21 protein-coding genes and 1 pseudogene are annotated in these 22,060 nt (G+C 41.1%); 4 read left to right on the top strand and 18 right to left on the bottom strand.

Annotated features, from left to right (window positions below; all coding sequences use genetic code 11):
- Positions 1–150: 150 nt before the first annotated feature.
- From M2135_RS10005 to M2135_RS09940, 14 genes are all read right to left on the bottom strand, one after another.
- Positions 151–909 (bottom strand): LytTR family DNA-binding domain-containing protein, encoded by a 759-nt coding sequence (locus M2135_RS10005; RefSeq protein ID WP_280748361.1) that lies wholly within the window; start codon positions 907–909, stop codon positions 151–153.
- Positions 890–1,927 (bottom strand): histidine kinase, encoded by a 1,038-nt coding sequence (locus tag M2135_RS10000; protein WP_280748360.1) that lies wholly within the window; start codon positions 1,925–1,927, stop codon positions 890–892. Before M2135_RS10000 ends, M2135_RS10005 begins: the two co-directional genes overlap by 20 nt.
- Before the next feature lie 152 nt (positions 1,928–2,079).
- Entirely contained in the window at positions 2,080–2,679 is a 600-nt protein-coding gene (locus tag M2135_RS09995) for a ribonuclease HII (protein ID WP_280748359.1), read from the bottom strand.
- Between the two features lie 8 nt (positions 2,680–2,687).
- Positions 2,688–3,086 (bottom strand): VanZ family protein, encoded by a 399-nt coding sequence (locus M2135_RS09990; protein ID WP_280748358.1) that lies wholly within the window; start codon positions 3,084–3,086, stop codon positions 2,688–2,690.
- 11 nt (positions 3,087–3,097) lie between these two features.
- A complete protein-coding gene (locus tag M2135_RS09985) occupies positions 3,098–4,312 on the bottom strand; it encodes a cysteine desulfurase (protein WP_280748357.1) in 1,215 nt (404 codons plus the stop codon).
- 125 nt (positions 4,313–4,437) lie between these two features.
- Positions 4,438–4,986 carry a hypothetical protein gene (locus tag M2135_RS09980; protein ID WP_280748356.1) on the bottom strand — a complete coding sequence of 183 codons (549 nt, stop codon included), beginning with the start codon at positions 4,984–4,986 and terminating at the stop codon, positions 4,438–4,440.
- Between the two features lie 29 nt (positions 4,987–5,015).
- On the bottom strand, positions 5,016–5,921 hold the full coding sequence (locus M2135_RS09975; RefSeq protein ID WP_280748355.1) for a helix-turn-helix domain-containing protein: 906 nt from the start codon (positions 5,919–5,921) through the stop codon (positions 5,016–5,018).
- A 160-nt stretch (positions 5,922–6,081) separates the two neighbouring features.
- Positions 6,082–6,870, bottom strand: a complete 789-nt coding sequence (lpxA, locus tag M2135_RS09970) for an acyl-ACP--UDP-N-acetylglucosamine O-acyltransferase (protein WP_280748354.1) — start codon at positions 6,868–6,870, stop codon at positions 6,082–6,084.
- A 12-nt stretch (positions 6,871–6,882) separates the two neighbouring features.
- Complete coding sequence (locus M2135_RS09965; protein WP_280748353.1) at positions 6,883–8,265, bottom strand: bifunctional UDP-3-O-[3-hydroxymyristoyl] N-acetylglucosamine deacetylase/3-hydroxyacyl-ACP dehydratase; 1,383 nt, start codon at positions 8,263–8,265, stop codon at positions 6,883–6,885.
- Between the two features lies 1 nt (position 8,266).
- On the bottom strand, positions 8,267–9,307 hold the full coding sequence (lpxD, locus tag M2135_RS09960) for a UDP-3-O-(3-hydroxymyristoyl)glucosamine N-acyltransferase (RefSeq protein WP_280748352.1): 1,041 nt from the start codon (positions 9,305–9,307) through the stop codon (positions 8,267–8,269).
- Positions 9,308–9,399: 92 nt separating this feature from the next.
- Positions 9,400–10,245: an orotidine-5'-phosphate decarboxylase gene (gene pyrF, locus M2135_RS09955; protein WP_280748351.1), complete on the bottom strand. Its 846-nt coding sequence runs from the start codon at positions 10,243–10,245 to the stop codon at positions 9,400–9,402.
- A 23-nt stretch (positions 10,246–10,268) separates the two neighbouring features.
- Positions 10,269–11,354, bottom strand: a complete 1,086-nt coding sequence (prfA, locus tag M2135_RS09950) for a peptide chain release factor 1 (RefSeq protein ID WP_280748350.1) — start codon at positions 11,352–11,354, stop codon at positions 10,269–10,271.
- A 6-nt stretch (positions 11,355–11,360) separates the two neighbouring features.
- Entirely contained in the window at positions 11,361–12,527 is a 1,167-nt protein-coding gene (locus M2135_RS09945) for an AIR synthase related protein (protein WP_280748349.1), read from the bottom strand.
- An 85-nt stretch (positions 12,528–12,612) separates the two neighbouring features.
- On the bottom strand, positions 12,613–13,563 hold the full coding sequence (locus M2135_RS09940; protein WP_280748348.1) for a glucosaminidase domain-containing protein: 951 nt from the start codon (positions 13,561–13,563) through the stop codon (positions 12,613–12,615).
- An 80-nt stretch (positions 13,564–13,643) separates the two neighbouring features.
- Between M2135_RS09940 and cdd the strand changes: the two genes are divergently transcribed.
- Together cdd and M2135_RS09930 are read left to right on the top strand one after the other, a co-directional pair.
- Positions 13,644–14,117 carry a cytidine deaminase gene (gene cdd / locus M2135_RS09935; RefSeq protein ID WP_280748347.1) on the top strand — a complete coding sequence of 158 codons (474 nt, stop codon included), beginning with the start codon at positions 13,644–13,646 and terminating at the stop codon, positions 14,115–14,117.
- Between the two features lie 255 nt (positions 14,118–14,372).
- The gene (locus M2135_RS09930) at positions 14,373–15,449 is read left to right on the top strand and encodes a membrane dipeptidase (protein ID WP_280748346.1); all 1,077 of its coding nucleotides are present in this window, start codon (positions 14,373–14,375) and stop codon (positions 15,447–15,449) included.
- A 128-nt stretch (positions 15,450–15,577) separates the two neighbouring features.
- Here the strand turns inward: M2135_RS09930 and trxA are convergent.
- Positions 15,578–15,931 (bottom strand): annotated as a pseudogene (trxA, locus tag M2135_RS09925) (thioredoxin); the annotation flags it as partial.
- Between the two features lie 94 nt (positions 15,932–16,025).
- A complete protein-coding gene (locus tag M2135_RS09920) occupies positions 16,026–16,601 on the bottom strand; it encodes a superoxide dismutase (RefSeq protein ID WP_280748344.1) in 576 nt (191 codons plus the stop codon).
- A 322-nt stretch (positions 16,602–16,923) separates the two neighbouring features.
- Here M2135_RS09920 and M2135_RS09915 point away from each other — a divergent pair, with 322 nt between their 5' ends.
- Entirely contained in the window at positions 16,924–17,892 is a 969-nt protein-coding gene (locus M2135_RS09915) for a tetratricopeptide repeat protein (RefSeq protein WP_280748343.1), read from the top strand.
- Between the two features lie 46 nt (positions 17,893–17,938).
- Here M2135_RS09915 and M2135_RS09910 read toward each other — a convergent pair whose 3' ends face one another.
- Entirely contained in the window at positions 17,939–18,373 is a 435-nt protein-coding gene (locus M2135_RS09910) for an SRPBCC domain-containing protein (protein ID WP_280748342.1), read from the bottom strand.
- 196 nt (positions 18,374–18,569) lie between these two features.
- Entirely contained in the window at positions 18,570–20,489 is a 1,920-nt protein-coding gene (gene dnaK, locus M2135_RS09905) for a molecular chaperone DnaK (RefSeq protein WP_280748341.1), read from the bottom strand.
- A 360-nt stretch (positions 20,490–20,849) separates the two neighbouring features.
- Here dnaK and pfkA point away from each other — a divergent pair, with 360 nt between their 5' ends.
- Entirely contained in the window at positions 20,850–21,830 is a 981-nt protein-coding gene (gene pfkA, locus M2135_RS09900) for a 6-phosphofructokinase (RefSeq protein WP_280748340.1), read from the top strand.
- Positions 21,831–22,060: the final 230 nt, after the last annotated feature.

The raw sequence follows: 22,060 nt of genomic DNA, 5'->3' as shown, positions 1-22,060 counted from the left end.
CATTATATACCCCGGGTCGATCCGCTACGCTCCTCTTCACCCGGGGTTATGCACATTAAATCCCTGCGGGATTTGGCCTTCGAAAAACCTTCAAATTTTACAATATCTGAAGATAATTCTTTTATTGAGTTCACGTTATTTTTAATTCACCTAATTCTCACAGACCACCCACGACTTAAACTCTGCCGCTTTATTTTTACTGATATAAATCCGTTCGGGAGTTTCAACATCCAACGAGATCAATAAACGGCTATCGAACCAAATCGTTATATTTTTCACACTATCGCGTGCGATAATATACTGTTTATTGGCTCGGATAAAATCCGAAGGATTCAATGAACCGATAATCTGGTCTAATGTGCGCGAATAGACATAATGTTGCCCGTCTTTCATATAGATATAGGTTGTCTTATCGGTCGTATAAAAACAGGCGATATCCTTCATATTGATCGGCAGCAATTTATCTTTTACCGGGATCAACATCTTATCCTTATACGCAGGAACAGGAACAGCGAGTTGTGTCAACTGCGACAAATAGTGCAAGACCTCCGTTCGGGTCCATTTACCAAATTTCTCCAAGGCACGTTCGAGTTCTTCTTCTTTCACCGGCTTGAGCAGATAAGCAATGCTATTCACTTTAAACGCTTCAATGGCATACTCATCATAAGCTGTAATAAAGATAATCGGTGTTTCAATCTTTATCATATCGAATATCGAAAAGGCAGAGCCATCCGACAAATGAATATCCATAAAGATAAGATCCGGAAGCGTATTCTTTTGCATCCAATTGACTGTCTGAGTCACACTTTCGGTATTCCCTACTATTTCAATAGCCGGATCAATCCGGTGGAGGATATCTGCCAGATTTTCATAAGCGACAGTTTCGTCTTCAACGATCAATACTCTCATCTTTGTTTGACTTTAAAGGTAAATAAACACGGTATACTTGCACATCTTCTTCTACTCGTATCTGTCTGTTCATCAATAAAGAGAAGCGATTTTCAAGATTTTTCAACCCGGTACCATTGGTTTCAGACGGTGTTAATTTCGGATAGACCGGATTGGAGACAATCAATTCGTCTTTTTCGCTCAACCAGATAGCGACCTCCATTTTGTGATCGCTATCTATCGTATTATGCACCACCACATTGTCGATCAAAGGTAACAAGGAAAGAACCGGGATTTTTAATCCGAGTTTCTCTTTGGGCACCTCTATCCTGAACGATAATTTATTGGCAAAACGCACCTCCATCATATAACGGAAAGCCTCTACAAATTCCAACTCCTCCTCCAACGTCACCAACCCTTTTTTACCACTCTGAAGAATATATCGGAAAACATCCGACAAGGTATTGACATACGCCTGTGTCTTCTCATCATCTTTCTTGCGAATCAATCCTGAAAGTCCGTTCAATGAATTGAAGAAAAAATGGGGATTTATCTGATTGGTCAACGCATCATAACGGCTTTGCAGGTTCTCAGTCTTCAACTGCTCGATTTCTTGTTCATTCTTAAGCTGCTTATTGTACAGAAAGAAGACATGCCCGGCAAACGTACAAAGAATGAATACCACCAAAAACTGGAAAATCAATATGCTGCCAAAACAATCGGCCTTTTTGCAACAGGCAAATGAAATACCGACATATACCAGATAAGCCAATGCCGAGAACAGGAATGTGCGTATCAGCCGTTTTTTGAATTCAAAACCTTTGATCTTCCCCAGGTTATATTTAACCAGAAAACCGATTAATACAACAAAAAAGAAATACCTGAAAAAGAAAAAAAGTAAATGAGAGACGTGTTCGGATTCGTCCAGAAAACTGAGTTCCCAAGGCAAACAGGCGATATTGGGATAAACGATAAAAACAGCGCTAATCAAATTGATTAGTATCCGTTTTGAAGTCGTGTATTTTTTAATTATATCCATTTAGAGCGTATAAAAACAGTATTACATACCGACAGGCGCATCTTAGCTGTAATTGCAACAAACAAAAATAGACAATTGTCTATTCATTCGGAACATTCCGCTGAAGAAAACGAAAAAAAGCGATATTAAAACGAAAAACAATGAAAAATACCTTAAAGATCCAACGTTAATTGTTGTGGTAAAAGGGTAAACGTTTTCCGATGATAAGGGGTTATCCCAAACTGTTGGATAGCGATTCGATGGGCACGTGTGGGGTATCCTTTATTCTCCTCCCAATGGTATTGGGGATGAAGTATTGCTAAGTCGTGCATATAGTCATCCCGGTAAGTCTTTGCCAGGATAGAGGCAGCGGCAATACTCAAATATTTACTATCGCCTTTAACGATTGCCGTATGTTGAATGGAGGGATAAGGAGTGAAACGATTGCCGTCGATCAACAGGTGTTCGGGTTTTACCGTCAGCTGATCAATGGCTCTATGCATTGCCAGAAAGGAGGCATTTAAAATATTGATCCGATCGATTTCTTCCGGTGTCACAATCCCAACGGCCCAGGCTAAAGCTTCTTGTTCTATGATCGGGCGTAATACATAACGTTTCTTCTCACTCAGTTGCTTACTATCATTCAAATCAGTATGTTGAAAGTCGGGAGGAAGAATAACAGCAGCCGCAAAGACCGATCCGGCCAGACACCCTCTGCCGGCTTCATCACATCCGGCTTCCAGCCGGCCTGGTTGTAAATAGTTTAATAGCATACCCGACCTTATTGAGAAGATTGAAAAATAGAGGGACGTATAATAAACCAGGCTATAGCTGTTGCCGTAAATACACCTGTGGTATTGGCTAAAAAGTCAAGCCAGTCACCTCCACGATATGTTGTCAGTGTCTCCTGAAGAATCTCAATGAGTCCACTGAAAAAGATCGGGATAAATACGGCTCCTATCCAACCATGTTTGAATGGGACAGGATGATCATGGCGATGGTTTCTTAAAAATTCAATCCATAACATGCCCGACACTCCGGCATACATACAGAAATGAACGAATTTATCCCAATAAGGGAATCGCGGAATATGCACAGCGGGTGGTTTGAAGAACGATAAATAGATCACCACCAGAATAAGAGCGATCGAAATAGGGTATTTTTTTAAGTAATATAGCATCTATTTACAGGCTAAAACATTTGACACACTTTTTCTATCCCTTTAATAAACGTGTCGATTTCCTCTTTCGTATTATAAAAGGAAAAAGAGGCCCTTACGGTTCCTTCTATACCCAATAGATGCATAAGCGGCTGGGCACAATGATGACCGGTACGCACGGCTATTCCTAACCGGTCGAGCAACATCCCCATATCATAGTGATGTATATGTCCTACCAGAAAAGAGATCACACTGCTTTTATGTGCGGCATGTCCGAAAATACGCATCCCTTCAATTGCATTCAGCTGATGGGTTGCATACGTTAGTAGTTCGTCTTCATAAGCTGCGATTTTCTCCAACCCTAAAGCAGAGACATACTTTAAGGCTTCGGCCAAAGCCGTACTTCCGATATAATCAGGTGTCCCGGCCTCAAACTTATAGGGCAACTCGTTGAAGGTTGTTTTTTCAAACGAAACGGTACTGATCATCTCCCCTCCCCCTTGATAAGGAGGCATTTTGTCGAGCCATGACGCTTTACCATACAAAACGCCTATCCCTGTCGGGCCATAGATTTTATGTCCTGAAAAGGTATAAAAATCGGCATCCAGATCTTGGACATCCACATTGAGGTGAGGAACAGCTTGCGCTCCGTCAATTAATACGGGAACATCGTGTTGATGAGCGATCTCTATAACCTCTTTGACGGGATTGACTGTCCCGAGCACATTGGAGATATGTACAACGGAGACCAACCGGGTACGTTCCGAAAACAGTGCCCGGTAAACATCCATATCCAGTTCTCCTGTTTCCGTCAACGGAATGACTTTGATCGTGATTCCCTTACGGGCAGCCTGTATTTGCCAGGGAACGATATTGGAATGATGTTCCATGGCAGAGATGAGGATTTCATCGCCTGGCATCATACACCCTTCAATAAAACTGGAAGCAACCAGATTGATCGCTTCCGTAGTACCACGGGTAAAAATAATCTCATTGGAAGAGGGAGCATTCAGGAATTGCTGTACGGTCTTTCGGGCATTTTCATGCGCTTCGGTAGCCGCCTGGCTGAGAAAATGGACTCCCCGATGTACATTGGCATTGACTGAATAGTAGCCTTGCTCTATTTTTTCGACCACACAACGGGGCTTTTGTGTAGTTGCTGCATTATCGAAATAGATCAGTGGCTTTCCGTAGATGGATTGTTCCAAAATAGGAAAGTCACGCCGAATAGTTCTTATATCTAACATCTTTATTGACTTTTCTTCTTACTAATAAAGAACAAAGATACGATGTTTATCGACGTGACCTTCTATCGTTTATGAAATATCAAACGGCTATTTCTTCGTTAAATGCAAGATTTAACCTCCTTTAATTAATCTTTATTCGCTTTACCTTCACCGACAAAATGTTGGTGTTTGTTCTTGAATAAAATATTAAAAGAGGTCAGACTTCCGTAGCAACGGGTTATATATTGTTGCAAAGTAATCTTTTCATCATCTTCGATGCGGCTGGAATTGACTTTCTGCTCCAACACCCGTAAACGGTCGCGTACCATAATGATTTTATTGAAGAAGGTTGAAATCGGCATTTCATAGGGTTTCATCTCCGAATTTGATGGTTTTAAAATCAATGTACCCCCTCTCCATTTATCTGCAATCGGAACAACCTCCTGAATATCGGAGAAATTACGCAAAATACGGGTGAGCGTCTCTTCAATCATCTCAAAACTAACCAGATCCTCATCCGGCTCTAATAAATCAATGATCTCCAATCCTTCATACTCGCGGGAGATTTCCCGGTTGCCATACTCCATAAAAGTAATCAGATAACTTTTCGGTTTTACCTGGATTACCGCTCCTAAGCCATATTCTTTGTGTTTGACTCGCGAGCCAATACCTAATACTTCCTTTTCCATTTCCATGATATGTTGATTAGTGATTAAACATCTCTTTAGCCATTACGCCGATACTCCAAAGGTGAAACACCGACGTGTTTTTTGAAAAATTTCCCAAAGGTCGACTGGTCTGAAAAGTTCAATTCATCCGCAATCTGCTGAATGGTAATATTCGGTGATTTGAGAAGAATCTTCGCCTCAACAAGTACGGCTTCATTGATCCACTCGTTGGCGGTTTTCCCTGTGACATCTTTTAATGCAAGACTCAGGTATTGTGAGGTAATAAACAGCTTATCGGCATAAAACGAAACCGCATGCTGTTCTTTACAATGTTTAAGAAGCAGTTTCAAAAAATTATTGAAAATATCCTCACGGCGGGAGACTTTTTGAACAGACAGATGTTCCTTTTTACTCATTATTATATCTGCAAAATCCAATAAAAATGAGGCAAAAGCGATCTGTACCACTTCTTGATGAAAATACGAGTCACTTTTATGAAATTTAGCCCTTAACGCTTCAAGGCTATCCATCAACAGGCTGATCTCCTCCTGAGTTAACGACAGTATCGGATTTTTTCTCAATTGCACATAGTTTGAGATGGAAGCTATGATTTTACTGGGTCTGTTTTCCTGAATAAATTCAAAATCTGAGATCAGGAATTTTCCTTTAAAATCTTTATCAGCAACCATTTCCTGGACAATATGTACGGGCATAATCAACAACACGGTATTGGGTGTTAGTTGATAAGGAACATGATCGAGTTTAATTGTCGCTGTTCCATCTTCGACCAATAAGAAAGAGACTGCATTCAGTCTGACAGGCAGCCAGGTTTTTCGCTGTATCTCTTTTTCGTCTAAAACTTTATTGTCAAAGTTTACAATAAACAGTTGGTCTTCAAAAAAATCGGTAGGTTCAATACCTCGTTTAAAATCCTCTATTTTAATTGTACTTGGTGCATTCATAACAAATGAATATATTGGCCGCGGTAAAGATAGTGATTATAATGAGAGCGACCGAAAAATGAGTTTTGTTAAGAATATATTAAGAATTGTTAGGGATAAAAAAATCTCCATGTTATTTCTACATGAAGATTTCTATTGATCTATTCTTTTTTGCTGATTTTTATAACTCATCCAATGAACCTCTGACAATTCCCCGGCTGGATGTTTTTATAAAGTCCAGAATTAAATCCCGGTCATTGCTTGGCGCATATTCGGTTTCTATCGCTTTAAGCGCTTCGGAGTTATTGAGACCACGGGTGTATAATGTTCGGTAAATGTCCTGTATCAGAAAAACCTGATCATTAGTAAATCCACGACGACGCAGACCGACAATATTAATCCCGCAGTAAACGATCGGATCACGCCCGATCAACGTGTAAGGAGGAATATCTTTACCTACACGTGATCCTCCCTGGATCATTACATGCTTGGAGATTCGCGTAAATTGATGTACCAGACTACCGCCACTGACTATCGCATAATCATCGATTTCGACCTCTCCTGCTAATTGAGTTGAATTACCCAGGATAATATGATCTTTCAGGATACAATCATGCGCGACATGCGAGTAGGCCATAATCAGACAATTACTACCGACCACGGTCTTTCCTCTCGAAGCTGTACCTCTGTTAATCGTGACACACTCCCGGATTGTAGTATTGTCGCCAATTTCTGCCGTAGTCTTTTCTCCGATAAACTTTAAATCTTGTGGTATTCCTGCTATAACAGCACCGGGAAAGATCTGACAGTTATTGCCGATCCGCGCTCCGTTAAGAATGGCAGTATGTGAATAAATGCGACAGTTATCACCAATAATGACATCCTGTTCTATGACAGCAAACGGATCTATCGTAACATCCTTCCCTATTTTTGCGTCAGGGTGAACGACAGCTAATGGAGACTGATTCATCTTTGTGTTTTTTTATTTATTCTTGATAATCTGAGCCATAAACTCAGCTTCACTGACTAGTTTCTCACCAACAAAAACATACCCTTTCATGGTCGATATCCCTCTTCGGATAGGTGCCAGAAGTTCCAACCTGAGAATAAGCGTATCACCCGGAACCACTTTCTGACGAAATTTAACACCGTCGATTTTCATGAAATATGTAGAATAGCGCTCCGGCTCATCGACTGAGTTTAAAACCAATAGACCTCCGGTCTGTGCCATCGCTTCAACCTGCAAAACGCCTGGCATCACCGGTTCCTGAGGGAAATGCCCCTGGAAGAAAGGCTCATTCGTTGTAATATTCTTTATCCCGACAATGTGGTCACTCCCTATTTCAATGATTTTATCGACTAAAAGAAACGGATAACGATGAGGCAATAACTCACGGATACGGTTAATATCCATTACCGGATCCTTGCTCGGATCATAGATTGGCGCTTGTATATCATTTAATTTAATCTCTTTTCTGATTAGGCGGGCCAGTTGATTGTTGATCTTATGTCCCGGACGGGTAGCAATCACACGACCACGTATCGGTCTGCCAATCAATGCCAAGTCACCGATCACATCGATCAGTTTATGTCGTGCCGGCTCATTATCAAATACCAACGGTTTATTATTGATATAACCCAACTCCTGTACATTTTTATGTGGGAGTCCCACCATATCTGCCAATTTATCTAAGGCTTCCTGAGACATTTCCTTGTCATAAATAACAATGGCATTATCCAGGTCACCCCCTTTGATCAGGTTGTTTTGCAACAATAGTTCTACTTCACGCACAAACACAAATGTCCGGGATGCAGCCAATGAAGGAAACTCACTCAAATCGTTAAGTGTAGCGAATTGGTTAGGCAAAACGGGTGAATCAAACGAAATCAACACATTCAGACTAAACTTATCATCCGGTAAAATAATCAAAGAGGATCCGCTATTTTCATCGTAAACCTCTATCTTATGTTTGACGATATAAAAATCTTTAGGTGCCTCCTGCTCCCGTATACCGGCCTTTTCGATCTCTTCGATATAAAAGATAGAACTTCCGTCAAGAATAGGAAATTCCGGAGCATCGACCTCTATCAGACAGTTATCTATCTCATAAGCATATAACGCAGCCATGGCATGCTCTATGGTTCCTACCTGAACACTATTTTTACAAAGCACGGTTCCCCGCTGCGTATTCGTCACGTTTTCGGCAACCGCATCAATCACCGGAGTTCCTTCCAGATCAACACGTTTTATTTTATATCCATGGTTTTCCGGTGCAGGATTAAAGGTAATATGAATATCCAATCCCGTATGCAAACCTTTACCATGAAGCGAGAAACTTGCCGCAAGCGTTTTCTGTTTTTGCATATTATTTGTTGATTTCTTTTTTTAATTGTTCTATTTCACGTTGCAACTGCCCTATCGTCCGGTAGATATCCGGCAAACGATTGAATACGGCGCTTGAACGCATAAATCCTTTGGCATCGATAGCCGGAGCTCCTAAAACCGAAGCCGGTCCTTTAATATCTCCGATCACACCGGCCTGTGCACCGATATGCGCATTATCAGCAATTTGAATATGACCCGCCAATCCGGCCTGGCCGCCAAACATACAATGCTGACCGACTTTCACCGACCCGGCTATTCCTACCTGAGCCGCCATCACGGTATTCTCTCCGACTTCGACATTATGTCCGATCTGAACCAGATTATCCAGTTTCACTCCCTGACGAATAATGGTAGAATCGATGACCGCACGGTCGATAGTCGTATTAGCACCTACTTCAACCCGGTCTTCTATAATCACATTCCCCAGCTGAGGAATTTTGTTGTACCCCTCACCTTCCGGTGCAAAACCAAAACCATCAGCTCCGATAACTGCTCCGGCATGGAGAATACATTTTTGCCCCACAAAACAGTTTTCGTAGATCGTTACATGAGGATATATAATCGTATCATCCCCTATCGTGACATGGTCACCAATGTAAGCATAGGGGTAGATCATACAGTTTTTTCCGATTTTGGCCTGTTCGCCTATATAAACAAAATGACCTATATAACAATCTTCTTTTAATGTAGCAGAAGAGGCTATATAGGCTGTTGAATCTATACCTGATTTTTTAGGTTTCGATTGTTCCACCAAATTCAACAACATGGCTAAAGCAGAATAAGCGTTTGGTACCTTTACCAGCGTAGCCTTAACAGGTTCGGTAGGCTCAAAGTCGGAATTTACAAGAACAATACTGGCTTTTGTCGAATAAATATGATGTTCATATTTAGGATTAGCCAGGAAAGTCAAGGTTCCAGGCGCTCCCTCTTCTATTTTTGAAAAATTATTCACATGAACATTCGGATCGCCTATTATGGTTCCTTTTAAAAATTCTGCAATCTGTTGAGCCGAAAATTCCATTTCAATTAGTTATATAATAATACGTTACAGTCAATAGTTGTATGTTTTTTCACAATTCAATTTGCAAAAATGGTGAAAAATCTTTGGATTGCCTATGATTTGTAAGGAATAATTCCTTTATCAATCAGATAATCTGCCATTTCTCGTTGCAATAATTCCGCTTCACGACGTGCAAAAGAGGCAAAATCAGGCGTATTGTCCGCATAGATAATCGCACGGGAAGAGTTCACCAAAAGTCCGCACTGATCATTCATCCCATACTGAGCGACCTCTTTCAGGCTACCTCCCTGAGCACCGACTCCGGGAACCAGCAGAAAATGATTCGGAGCATACTTACGGATCTCCTTAAACATTTTTCCTTGTGTCGCCCCCACGACAAACATCATCTGCTCATCAGTACCCCATTCCTGCGATTTTTTCAATACTTTCTCAAAAAGACGTTCACCCTGAGCGTCTTCCATCAATTGAAAATCGGAAGAACCTTTATTAGAAGTCAACGCCAGCAAGATCACCCAACTTTCCGGATAGATCAGAAAAGGTTTCACACTATCTTCGCCCATATAGGGAGCAACCGTCACCGCATCTACCTGAGCCACATCAAAAAAGAACCGGGCATACATCTCCGAGGTATTCCCGATATCCCCCCGTTTGGCATCTGCAATAATAAATTGATCGGGATAGTTTTCACGAATATAACAGACTGTTTTCTCAAAAGATTCCATCCCCTTTACACCCAGGCTTTCATAAAAGGCCAGATTGGGTTTGTAGGCCACACAGAAATCAGCTGTCGCGTCAACAATCGCCTTATTAAAGGCAAAAATGGGATCTTCTTCTGTTTGTATCAGATGTTTGGGGATTTTTTTAATATCCGTATCCAACCCCACACAAAGAAAAGATTGTTTTTGTTTTATATGTTCGAAAAGTAGTTGTTTGTTCATCTGTTCTTTCTTTCTGAAATAATTTATAATTCTGCTTCTTTCAACCTTTCGGCATTTTCCGCAATAATCAGTTGATCGATACAATCTTGTATATCTCCATCCATAAAGGCCGATAGATTATAGATCGTATAATTAATACGATGATCCGTAATCCGCCCCTGCGGATAGTTGTATGTTCGGATTTTAGCCGACCGGTCACCTGTCGATACCATCGTCTTGCGCTTGGAAGAGATCTCGTCCAGGTACTTCTGGTATTCCATATTATATATACGTGAACGAAGTTCAATCATCGCTTTGGCTTTATTCTTCAATTGCGATTTCTCATCCTGACACTGAACGGTAATACCGGTCGGAAGATGCACCAGTCGAATGGCCGAATAGGTCGTATTCACAGACTGTCCGCCATGTCCGGATGCACAGAAAATATCGGTTCGGATATCCGACTCTTTGATCTCAACATCAAACTCTTCAGCTTCAGGCAATACAGCGACCGTTGCAGCAGAGGTGTGCACCCGCCCTTGCGTTTCTGTCTGAGGAATACGCTGAACACGGTGTACACCCGATTCATATTTCAATATTCCGTAAACACCCTCACCACTAACGGTAAAGATCACCTCCTTAAAACCGCCTGACGTACCATCGGTGTAACTTGTCATCGCGACTTTCCACCCTTTATTCTCGCAATATTTGACATACATCCGGTAAAGATCACCGGCAAAAATCGATGCCTCATCTCCTCCGGTTCCGCCTCGAATCTCTACGATGGCATTCTTATTATCCTGCGGATCAGCCGGAACTAAGAGTAATTTAATCTCTTCTTCCAATAAAGGCAACCGGTTTACACTTTGATCCAGTTCTTCCCGCGCCATCTCACGCATCTCCTGATCTTGTTCGGTTTCCAGTATTGTTTTAGCTTCTTCTATACTGTTCAATGCAGCGATATATGCCAAACGCGTATTGACGATCTTTTCCAGATCATGATACTCTTTATTGAGTTTGACGAACCGCTTCATATCGGCAATGACTTCCGGATCGGTAATCAAGGTTGCCACCTCTTCAAAACGACTAACCAACCCGTCCAATCTCTTCAACAAACTATTATCTGCCATTTACGATCAATATATAAAGCGACCTTTTTCGCTTTCAATAATAAGCTCGTTGGTCTCAGCCTCTTCCACATAACCGACAATCTGGGCATCAATATCAAAACTTTTAGCGATATCCATCACTTCCTGGGCATACTCAGGCGCAAGATAAATCTCCATCCGATGTCCCATATTGAAGACTTTGTACATCTCCTGCCAATCGGTTTGGCTCTGTTCCTGAATGATGCTGAAAAGCGGAGGTATCGGGAAAAGATTATTCTTAACCACCCGTTTGTTTTTCACAAAGTGCATGATTTTGGTCTGAGCGCCTCCCGAACAGTGCACCATTCCATGCACCTGAAGACGTAACTGATCTAACAAAACTTTGATAACCGGAGCATATGTACGTGTCGGAGAAAGCACCAGCTTACCGGCAGTCATACCAACATCGATCAACCAGTCGGTCAGTTCCAACTCTCCCGAGTAGACCAGTTCTGATGGAACCGACGCATCATAACTTTCCGGATATTTCTCGGCCAGCCCATGAGCAAACACATCATGTCGTGCAGAGGTTAAGCCATTGCTCCCCATCCCTCCGTTATAGGCTTTCTCATAGGAGGCTTTCCCATAAGAGGACAGTCCAACAATCACATCTCCCGCTGTAATCCGGCTGTTATCGATCACATCACTGCGTTTCATCCGGCAAGTCACCGTACTGTCTACAATAATAGTACGCACCAGGTCGCCGACATCTGCCGTCTCACCTCCGGTTGCATAACAACCGATTCCCAATTCGCGAAGTTCAGCCAATAACTCGTCGGTACCGTTTATGATCGCTGAAATCACCTCACCCGGTATCAACAGTTTATTTCGCCCTATCGTCGAGGAAACAAGGATATTGTCCAATGCCCCCACGCAAAGCAGGTCATCGATATTCATGATCAACGCATCTTGTGCAATCCCTTTCCATACGGAGAGATCACCCGTCTCTTTCCAATACATATAGGCCAGAGAAGATTTTGTACCGGCACCATCCGCATGCATAATGTTGCAGTACTCAGGATCACCCCCCAATATATCAGGTATTATTTTACAAAAAGCGTATGGATATAAACCTTTATCAATATGCCTGATCGCATTGTGTACATCTTCTTTTGATGCCGACACTCCGCGCAAATTATAACGTTGATCACTCATTCTCTTTATTGTTTCGGAAGGCAAAGGTAATACTTTTTTATATTTCCTTAAAAGCCTTAAAGTCCTTAAAGCCTTTTCGACTTCATCATCGCAACTTCAACACTTCCCCCGGCACAGGCCTATAGTCTTTCTTCTTCTTATTCATCTTTAGTAGACTATTAAGCTGTATGCCGTATTTCTGTGCAACATGGTGCATCGTTTCACCACTCAGAACCACATGATCATAATGTGGTTTATCTGCTTTCTTTTTCTTTTTCTGCAAATAGATAACTTCCCCTTTGATCAGTCGTTGGTCAACAGATAAATCATTGAATTTTGCCAACTCTTTTGCACTCTGGCGGATATCGCGGGCTATCTGCTCAAAACTATCATTTGCATCCGCATAAACATAGATCAAGCCATAGGTTTTATAGACATTTCGTCGGATCTCGATCTGATCAACATTTGTTTTGTCAGAGGCTTTGTTGCCGGAGGTATCCAACCGCCCTTTCTTTCCCTTTATCTGTTTACTGCTTTTGACCTTATCATACTGATGAAGATCATAATCTTCAATCAGCTTAATCAGCTTTTTCCCATAAGAAGGATCAGTCGCATATCCGCTTTTTTGCAATCCTTTGGCCCAACCTTTATAATCTGTGATTTTCAATTTAAAAAGCGGTTCATACCATGGGCGTTGTGTGAGAAACAACGAATGATCCTCGTAAGAGTCTTCTACCTTTTTATATTTACGGAAACATTCCCCTTGTTTATCATCATTATGATAAACCTTTGCCCCCTTCCAGTTATTGCATTTGATCCCAAAATGATTGTTGGATCGCTTGGCCAAATCGCCTTGTCCGGCTCCCGACTCCAAGATTCCCTGAGCCAACGTAATGCTGGCAGGAATTCCATATTTACGTTGCTGAAAAATGGCAAGATCACCATATTGCTTGATATATTTCTCGTAAGTCGGATTATTTCGTTGAGCAGAAAGATGATCAACATTCAGAAACGTCAACAGAAGAAAAAACCAACAGAAACGAATAGTCAAACTCATACTATATATAATGTAATAATCCCACAAAGATATAACTCCTCCGATAAATTCTTACATTTGTTTCTAATAATGTTATTAGAATGAAAGAGTTAAAAATAGAATTCCAACTAAAGGAACTGGCATTAAACGAACTGACGGATAGCGAATATCAATTGATGCAAACCGCTATCTCTGCGGCAGAAAACGCCTATGCCCCCTACTCCTGTTTTCAGGTCGGCGCTGCTGTGTTGTTACAAAATGGAGTGATTATAACCGGGAATAATCAGGAAAACGCCGCTTACCCCTCCGGACTGTGTGCCGAAAGGGTCGCTTTATTTTACGCCGGCGCTCAATATCCTCAGACAGCAGCAACTACGCTCGCTGTTGTTGCATTGAAAGACGGGATTATCCAACCGAACATTTCACCTTGTGGCGCCTGCCGACAAGTCTTGATGGAGTCTGAACAAAGAGGTAATACGCCTATGACGATCCTGCTTTGCGAGAAAGAAAAAGTACTGAAAATCTCTTCCGCTTCAGCACTGTTACCACTTGCCTTTACAGAAAAGAACTTATAAAAAAATTACATCTGCGAACCCTTTTTCTGAAGACAACTGAAATACTTTTCTGTTGCACGTAGGTCTGTTTTTTGTTAGAGGTACCTCTAAAATAATTTAGAGGTACGTGTAAATCGATTTAGAGGTACCTCTAACAGAAAACGGAGGTAGGTACTGCAAAAAAAGAGACAGAATGATGTTTTTATTTCTATCAGATGAAGTAAAAAAATGTATACTTTTATGCGCTTTGGAACTGTTGTTTAGAAATTAGAAAATATGACACACCCATTTATTGTAGACGCCCATCTCGATCTGAGCATGAATGCCATGGAATGGAACCGTGACTTGCGTCAGTCGTTAGAAGAAATCAATCGTCGTGAAGCTGGTATGACGGATAAACCCGATCGGGGGAATGCGACTATCTCTTTTGCCGAATTACGAAAAGGAAATGTCGGTTTAGTTGTTGCCACACAGATTGCACGTTATATATTCCCGGGTCAACCTCGTCCGGGTTGGCATTCTCCTGAGCAGGCTTGGGCACAGACGCAAGGGCAACTTGCCTGGTATAAGTTGATGGAGGAAGCCGGAGAGATGACAATGATACGGACAAAGTCTGAATTAGAGGCGCATCTGGCTTTGTGGAACAATAACGATCCTGTAGATAGCAAACCGATCGGTTACTTATTGAGTATTGAAGGAGCCGACTCGATTGTGCGGGTGGATTTTCTGGAAAGGGCCTATCAATATGGTTTACGGGCAGTCGGACCGGCACATTATGGCTCGGGGCGTTATGCGAATGGTACCGATTCTTCGGGGCGTTTGAATGCGATGGGGGTTGATCTGTTAAAGGAGATGGATCGCCTGGGTATGATCTTGGATGTGACCCATCTGAACGATGATGCTTTCTGGCATGCCTTGGAGATTTATAAGGGGCCGGTTTGGGCAAGCCATAATAATTGCAGGGTTTTTGTAGATCATAATCGTCAATTCAGCGATGATATGATCCGGGCATTGATAGAACGTGATGCAGTCATCGGAGTTGCTTTGGATGCCTGGATGATGGTTCCCAATTGGATCAGAGGAAAATCAACGCCGAAAGGGATGAATTGTACTATGGATATTATGGCCGAGAATGTAGATCATATCTGTCAGTTAGCAGGAAATGGTAACCATGTCGGAATTGGCAGTGACCTGGATGGTGCTTTCGGAACGGAACAATGTCCTTATGATTTGAAAACAATTGCCGATTTGCAAAAACTACCTGTTCTCTTGCGAGAAAAAGGGTATACGCAGGAGACGATCCATAAAATAGCCTCAGGTAATTTTATAGAATTTATGCGTAGGGCAATATGAAGAAAATTATGAATTATGAGTTATGAATTATGATGTAACCATCTGGTTTATAGTTGTTCGTTTGTGATTTTCTGTGATTGATAACTTCTTTTTATAAAAAACGGGTCATATAATTCATAATTTACAATTCATCCTTGTAATAACACATCCTCTATTGCTTTTTTGAGGTCGGCTTTGCTCAATACCCCTTTGGCTATTTGCGGAGGTTGATTCATCGGGCAAAATAGAAGAGTTGGTATGCTGCGTATATCAAAGGCTATTGCTAATTCTTCCTCTTCTTCCGTATTGACTTTGTAAATATCGATTTTGCCGACATATTCTTGAGCCAATTCTTCCAGAATCGGGGCTATCATTTTGCAGGGACCACACCAGTCGGCATAAAAATCAACAATACATGGTTTGTCTCCTTCAAATTTGAATGCTTCCCTGTTCTGTTCAAAATTGGTTACTTTTTTAAGAAATTCTTCTTTGTTTAAATGTTTTGTTTTCATCGTTTTATAGTTTAAAAAAAGCCGTTCAGCTATAATGCCTGAACGGCTTTTGTATCTATTAAATGCTTCGTTTCACGAAATAGACTTAATATCTTTTTCCAACCACATCCCAATCAATGATTTTCCAAAGTTCACTGAGGTGGTCTGCACGACGGTTTTGATAATCAATATAATAAGAATGTTCCCATACGTCGAATCCCAATAGAGGAACAAGTCCTTTTGTGACGGGATTACTTCCGTTGGCTTCACTGGTTATAGATAATTGGCCAACATTGTCTTTTGCCAACCACACCCAGCCTGAACCGAATAAAGAGGTTCCGGCTTTTTCAAATTCTTTCTTGAAATTGTCGAAAGAACCCCATGTTTTATTGATTGCTTCAGCCAGTTTCCCTGTCGGATTACCTCCGCCATTCGGAGAGAATTGGGTGAAATACAAGTTATGGTTGAGCACCTGTCCGGCATTGTTAAACAGACCGCCTTCGGCTCCTTTTACGATTTCTTCTAAAGTCGCATTTTCAAACTTACTACCCGGAATAAGATTATTCAGATTGTTTACATAGGTTTGCAAATGCTTTCCATGATGCAACTCGATGGTTTGTTGACTAATTACTGGGGCTAAAGCGCCTGTCTCATACGGTAATTTTACTAATTCAAATGTCATAATGTTATCATTTTTAATTGTTAATTGATTATTCGGAATCAATAATAATAGACTTAGAAAAATACTTAGCATAATTTTGTTGTTTTAATGGTCTATATACTATTGTAACAGTGCGAAATCTTAATTTGTTCATCAAAAGTACAAATAGTTTGATTGTTTGTATCGTATTGTTATACAGTTATTTTCTATGTGCCGATAGATGAAATTTATGAAGGAGGATAATGTCCTTTTTGTTGTTTCTGATGATTCTGTCGAGTTAGAACAAGATGGTTATGGATTTAAATTATTTTCCTATCTTGCACGTTTGAAATTAAAGGAGGTTATGAGGAAATTTTTTCTGTTTTTTGTATTTATTGTCTCGGTTACTGCAGCATTCGCACAGGAAGAACGGGTGGAAGAACTAATCAATCGTGGAATAGCTTACCATGATGCCAAAGAATATGATAAAGCCATTGAATTGTATAGAGAGGCACTTCGGTTGGATCCCTATTCGGCAGAAGCGATGTATGAACTCTCTTTGTCTTTATTGGAAATTCAAGATTATGTTGCTGCTATCGAGTATTGTGATAAATTGATAGACAGGGATGATAAATATGCGATCTTATCTTATAACACCAAAGGTTCCTGTCTGAATTATCAAGGAAGAACGAGTGAAGCAATCGATGTATTTTTAAAGGGAATAAAAAAAGAGGATAGTTTTTATCTGTTGTATTTTAATTTAGGATTGGCCTATTATGCGAATGAGAATTATCAGCAAGCCAAAGATGCGTTTGTGAATGCATTGGATCTGAATCCGCAGCATGCCGGGAGTCACCTGAATCTTGGACGAACGATGTGGAGTCTTGATAGGCGGATTGAAAGCTTGTTAAGTCTTTATTATTTTCTGTTGATTGAACCTAACACTGATCGTTCGGAGTGGGCTTATCATGCATTGCAGGAACAATTCTTGAAAAACGGTTTGTCGAAATCCCAATTTGGTGCTGCGGATGTGTTGTATTCTACCTATCTTTCAGCTGAAGGATCTGATAATGAGAGTGAAATGGATTTGTTTATCCGGAATACAGACGCTTTTTTTAGCGTACTGAACGAAATCAATCTCCGTAAGAATCCTCGGGGTGAAAATGTGTGGTGGTCTTTTTATACCGATTTTTTCAAAGAATTATCTTCCTTGAAATACACCGAAGTGTTTTGTCATTATATCAGCCTGTCGGTCTCCGACCTGGAAGAAGAATGGTTGAAAAGGAATAATGATCAAGTGCGAGGTTTTGCGATCTGGTTGAGGCAGCAATAGTCAAAAAAACTTCTGTTTGTACTGCCTACTCACCTATACATTACACTTACTCAACCGTATTTAAATATTCTTTCAATCGTTCGTTTATAAAGAAGACCCAGCCTTGAAGGCAACTTTCTCTAGTAAAAGCTGGATTTTCTTGTGGAAAACTCTCTTGTCCGTGATGAGAAAAATGAAGTATGGTCTGATCCTCGTTTGTCGTCAACTCCCAAACAACAAAAGAGCTACCAGGATATCCTCCATATTTCCAACTGTAAACAAGTTTCTGCGTAGGAATAACTTCTAAAACTTGCCATACATGCAAATAGTCATTACCCTCAAAGTGAATTTTAAAACTTGTTTCAAAACCAACTCTCGGCTCAAAATCAGGTATCATTTCAAAAAACCATTTTGTCATTTGGTCTTTATCAGTGATTGCCGTCCAAACTCGATCAACCGAAGCTTTGAACTCTTGTGTTATCACTATAGGATTATCTCTCATAATCGTCTTTTATTCTTATGAATATTAAGCAATTTTACCCATTAAGGCGCATATATCATGAATACATTACAAATATGTGATAAAAAACAATTCAAACCAATTCGGCTGAATAATTTTTTATAAAACAAAAAACCGCAGTAAATCAATTGTCTACTGCGGTTTTAAATTCACTTTAGTTATTGGTAGTGATGGTGGGTTATTTCACTTCTTCGAAATCAACATCCGTTACCCCACCATCTTGTTTGTTGTCACCACCGGCATTGCCTCCGGCTTGTCCGCCGAAGTCGGCGCCCGGTTGAGGTTCGCCTGGCTGTTGTCCGGCGTTATACATTTCCTGGCTAGCAGCTTGGAATACACTGTTCAGCTCTGCCATAGCAACATCGATTGCATCGATATCCTGTGCTTTATGAGCCTCTTTCAGTTTATTTAAAGCAGCTTCGATTGGTGCTTTTTTATCTGCCGGAAGCTTATCTCCCAGGTCATTCAACTGTTTCTCGGTCTGGAAGATTGTACTGTCGGCCTGGTTTAATTTATCGATACGTTCTTTTTCCTTTTTATCGGCTTCAGCATTAGCGGCGGCTTCGTCTTTCATGCGTTTTACTTCATCATCACTCAAACCGCTGGATGCTTCGATACGGATACTTTGTACTTTGCCTGTTCCTTTATCTTTGGCCGATACATTTAGTATACCATTGGCGTCGATATCGAAAGTTACTTCAATCTGAGGCACTCCACGTTGTGCGGCAGGTATGCCATCCAAATGGAAGCGGCCGATGGATTTATTATCTCTGGCTAAAGAACGTTCTCCTTGCAGGATATGGATTTCAACAGACGGTTGATTGTCAGCTGCAGTGGTAAATGTTTCCGATTTCTTGGTTGGGATTGTTGTATTGGATTCGATCAGTTTGGTCATCACACCACCCATTGTTTCAATTCCTAAAGAAAGCGGAGTTACATCTAATAACAGAACGTCTTTAACTTCACCTGTTAAAACTCCTCCCTGAATAGCGGCACCTACAGCGACTACTTCGTCAGGATTCACCCCTTTTGAAGGCGCTTTTCCGAAGAATTTCTCTACGATAGACTGAATTGCCGGAATACGGGTTGAACCACCAACCAAAATGACTTCGTCTATATCCGATGTACTCATACCTGCATCTTTCAAAGATTGACGGCAAGGTTCGATACATGCCTGAATCAACGTGTCGGCCAACTGTTCGAATTTAGCACGCGTCAACGTTTTTACCAAGTGTTTAGGAACACCGTCTACCGGCATGATATATGGCAGATTGATTTCCGTACTGGTGGTACTGGACAATTCGATTTTTGCTTTTTCCGCAGCTTCTTTCAAACGTTGTAGAGCCATCGGGTCTTTCCGCAAGTCGATGCCTTCTTCACGTTGAAATTCTTCTGCCAACCAGTCAATGATTACATGGTCGAAATCGTCACCGCCCAAGTGGGTATCTCCATTCGTAGATTTGACTTCAAATACGCCGTCACCCAACTCAAGAATAGAGATATCAAATGTACCACCACCCAAGTCAAAGACAGCAATTTTCATATCCTTATTAGTCTTATCCAAACCATACGCCAGTGATGCGGCAGTCGGTTCGTTTACGATACGACGCACATTCAATCCGGCGATTTCCCCAGCTTCTTTAGTGGCTTGACGTTGTGCGTCGCTAAAGTAAGCCGGAACGGTAATTACCGCATCTGTTACTTCCTGACCCAGATAATCTTCTGCTGTTTTCTTCATTTTCTGAAGAACCATCGCGGAGATTTCCTGAGGAGTATATAAACGTCCGTCTATATCAACACGTGGCGTATTATTATCGCCCTTTACAACCTTATAAGGTACACGATTGATCTCTTTTTGTACCTGATCATAGGTTTCACCCATGAATCGTTTAATAGAGAATATTGTTTTCTCAGGGTTGGTGATTGCCTGACGTTTTGCCGGATCACCCACCTTACGTTCTCCTCCTTCGATAAATGCAACAATGGAAGGCGTTGTTCTTTTTCCTTCACTGTTTGAAATAACAACCGGTTCGTTACCTTCTAAAACGGCAACACATGAATTAGTTGTTCCTAAGTCTATTCCGATAATTTTTCCCATACTTATTTATATCTTTCTTTTAAGTTATTTTCTTTAATACTGTATTTGTAACCTTTTTGCGATTTATTATCTAATCAACAAATGCTATGCCAAAGTTGTTTGAAAGGAGTCTGAAATGTCGTTTGACAGGAATTGTGACAAATTGACTGAATACCATTATTGTTGCTGTAGGAGGGGTATAAGAGAGATGTAGACTTTGCGAAAACCAAACAATAGGTGAGTCGAATACAGGCTGTCGCACATCTGCTTTTGACATATATACCTTCAGTAGGTATCCAGACCAATTTTTTAGCGCTTCAAAAATAAGATTAACCCTAATTAATTCGTATTTTTGCAGCGAATTTTAAAAAGCAGGACACTATGTCTAATGTTAAATGTATTGGCATCTTAACCTCCGGAGGTGATGCACCCGGGATGAACGCCGCTATTCGTGCGGTGACCCGTTCAGCAATTTATAACGGGATAAAGGTGAAAGGTATTTATAGGGGGTACAAAGGGTTGATCATTGATGAAATTGAAGAATTTAAAACCCAAAATGTCAGTAACATCATTCAGCGGGGTGGAACTATCCTGAAGACAGCCAGATGTGCCGAGTTTCGTACCCCGGAAGGGCGAAAAACAGCTTATGATCGTTTGGTTCAGCATGGGATCGATGCCTTGGTGGCTATTGGTGGTGACGGGACTTTAACCGGTGCGCGAGTGTTTGCACAAGAATACAACTATCCGATTATCGGTTTGCCGGGAACCATTGATAACGACCTTTTCGGAACGGATGTCACTATCGGCTACGATACAGCTTTGAATACAATTATAGAATGTGTGGATAAGATCCGTGATACGGCAACCTCTCATGAACGTCTGTTCTTTATCGAAGTCATGGGGCGTGATGCCGGTTTTCTGGCATTGAATGGAGCTATTGCTTCCGGAGCCGAAGCGGCTATTATCCCTGAGATGTCGGTCGAAAAAGATCAGTTGGCCGAGATGATTGAAAATGGTTTTAGAAAATCTAAAAACAGTAGCATTGTTCTTGTGGCCGAGAGTGAAGTGACCGGTGGAGCAATGGGAGTGGCCGAACGGGTTAAAAATCAATATCCTCAATTTGATGTTCGCGTCTCTATTTTAGGTCATTTACAACGAGGAGGCTCGCCGTCGGCACAAGACCGTATCCTAGCCACCCGTATGGGCGTGGCTGCTATTGATGCTATTCTTGAAGATCAACGGAATGTAATGATCGGTATTCAGAATGACAACATTGTTTATGTGCCCTTTTCTAAAGCCATAAAGAATGATAAACCGATCAATCCCGACTTATTGAATACGCTGCGGATTTCGTCGATTTAATCGTATTACTTTATACTAAATAAAGACAACAGGGTTATTCCATATAGAGGGATAACCCTGTTTACATATATGTAAATATGAAGACTCTCAAATAGGACTCAATTCATGATCTTGTTGAAACGATCGCATCTTGTTTTAACGTGAGTTAAGAAAAAAGTATTCCATCCGAAGATAATGTGAAGATAGTGAAGGCGAACGCCACAGGCGTTAAATGTGCATAACCCCGGGTG

This window comes from Parabacteroides sp. PF5-9 (genome assembly GCF_029893105.1).
Lineage (GTDB): Bacteria > Bacteroidota > Bacteroidia > Bacteroidales > Tannerellaceae > JARXWG01.
Note: the sequence above shows the minus strand (reverse complement) of the source record. Positions and strands in the feature narration are given on the sequence as shown.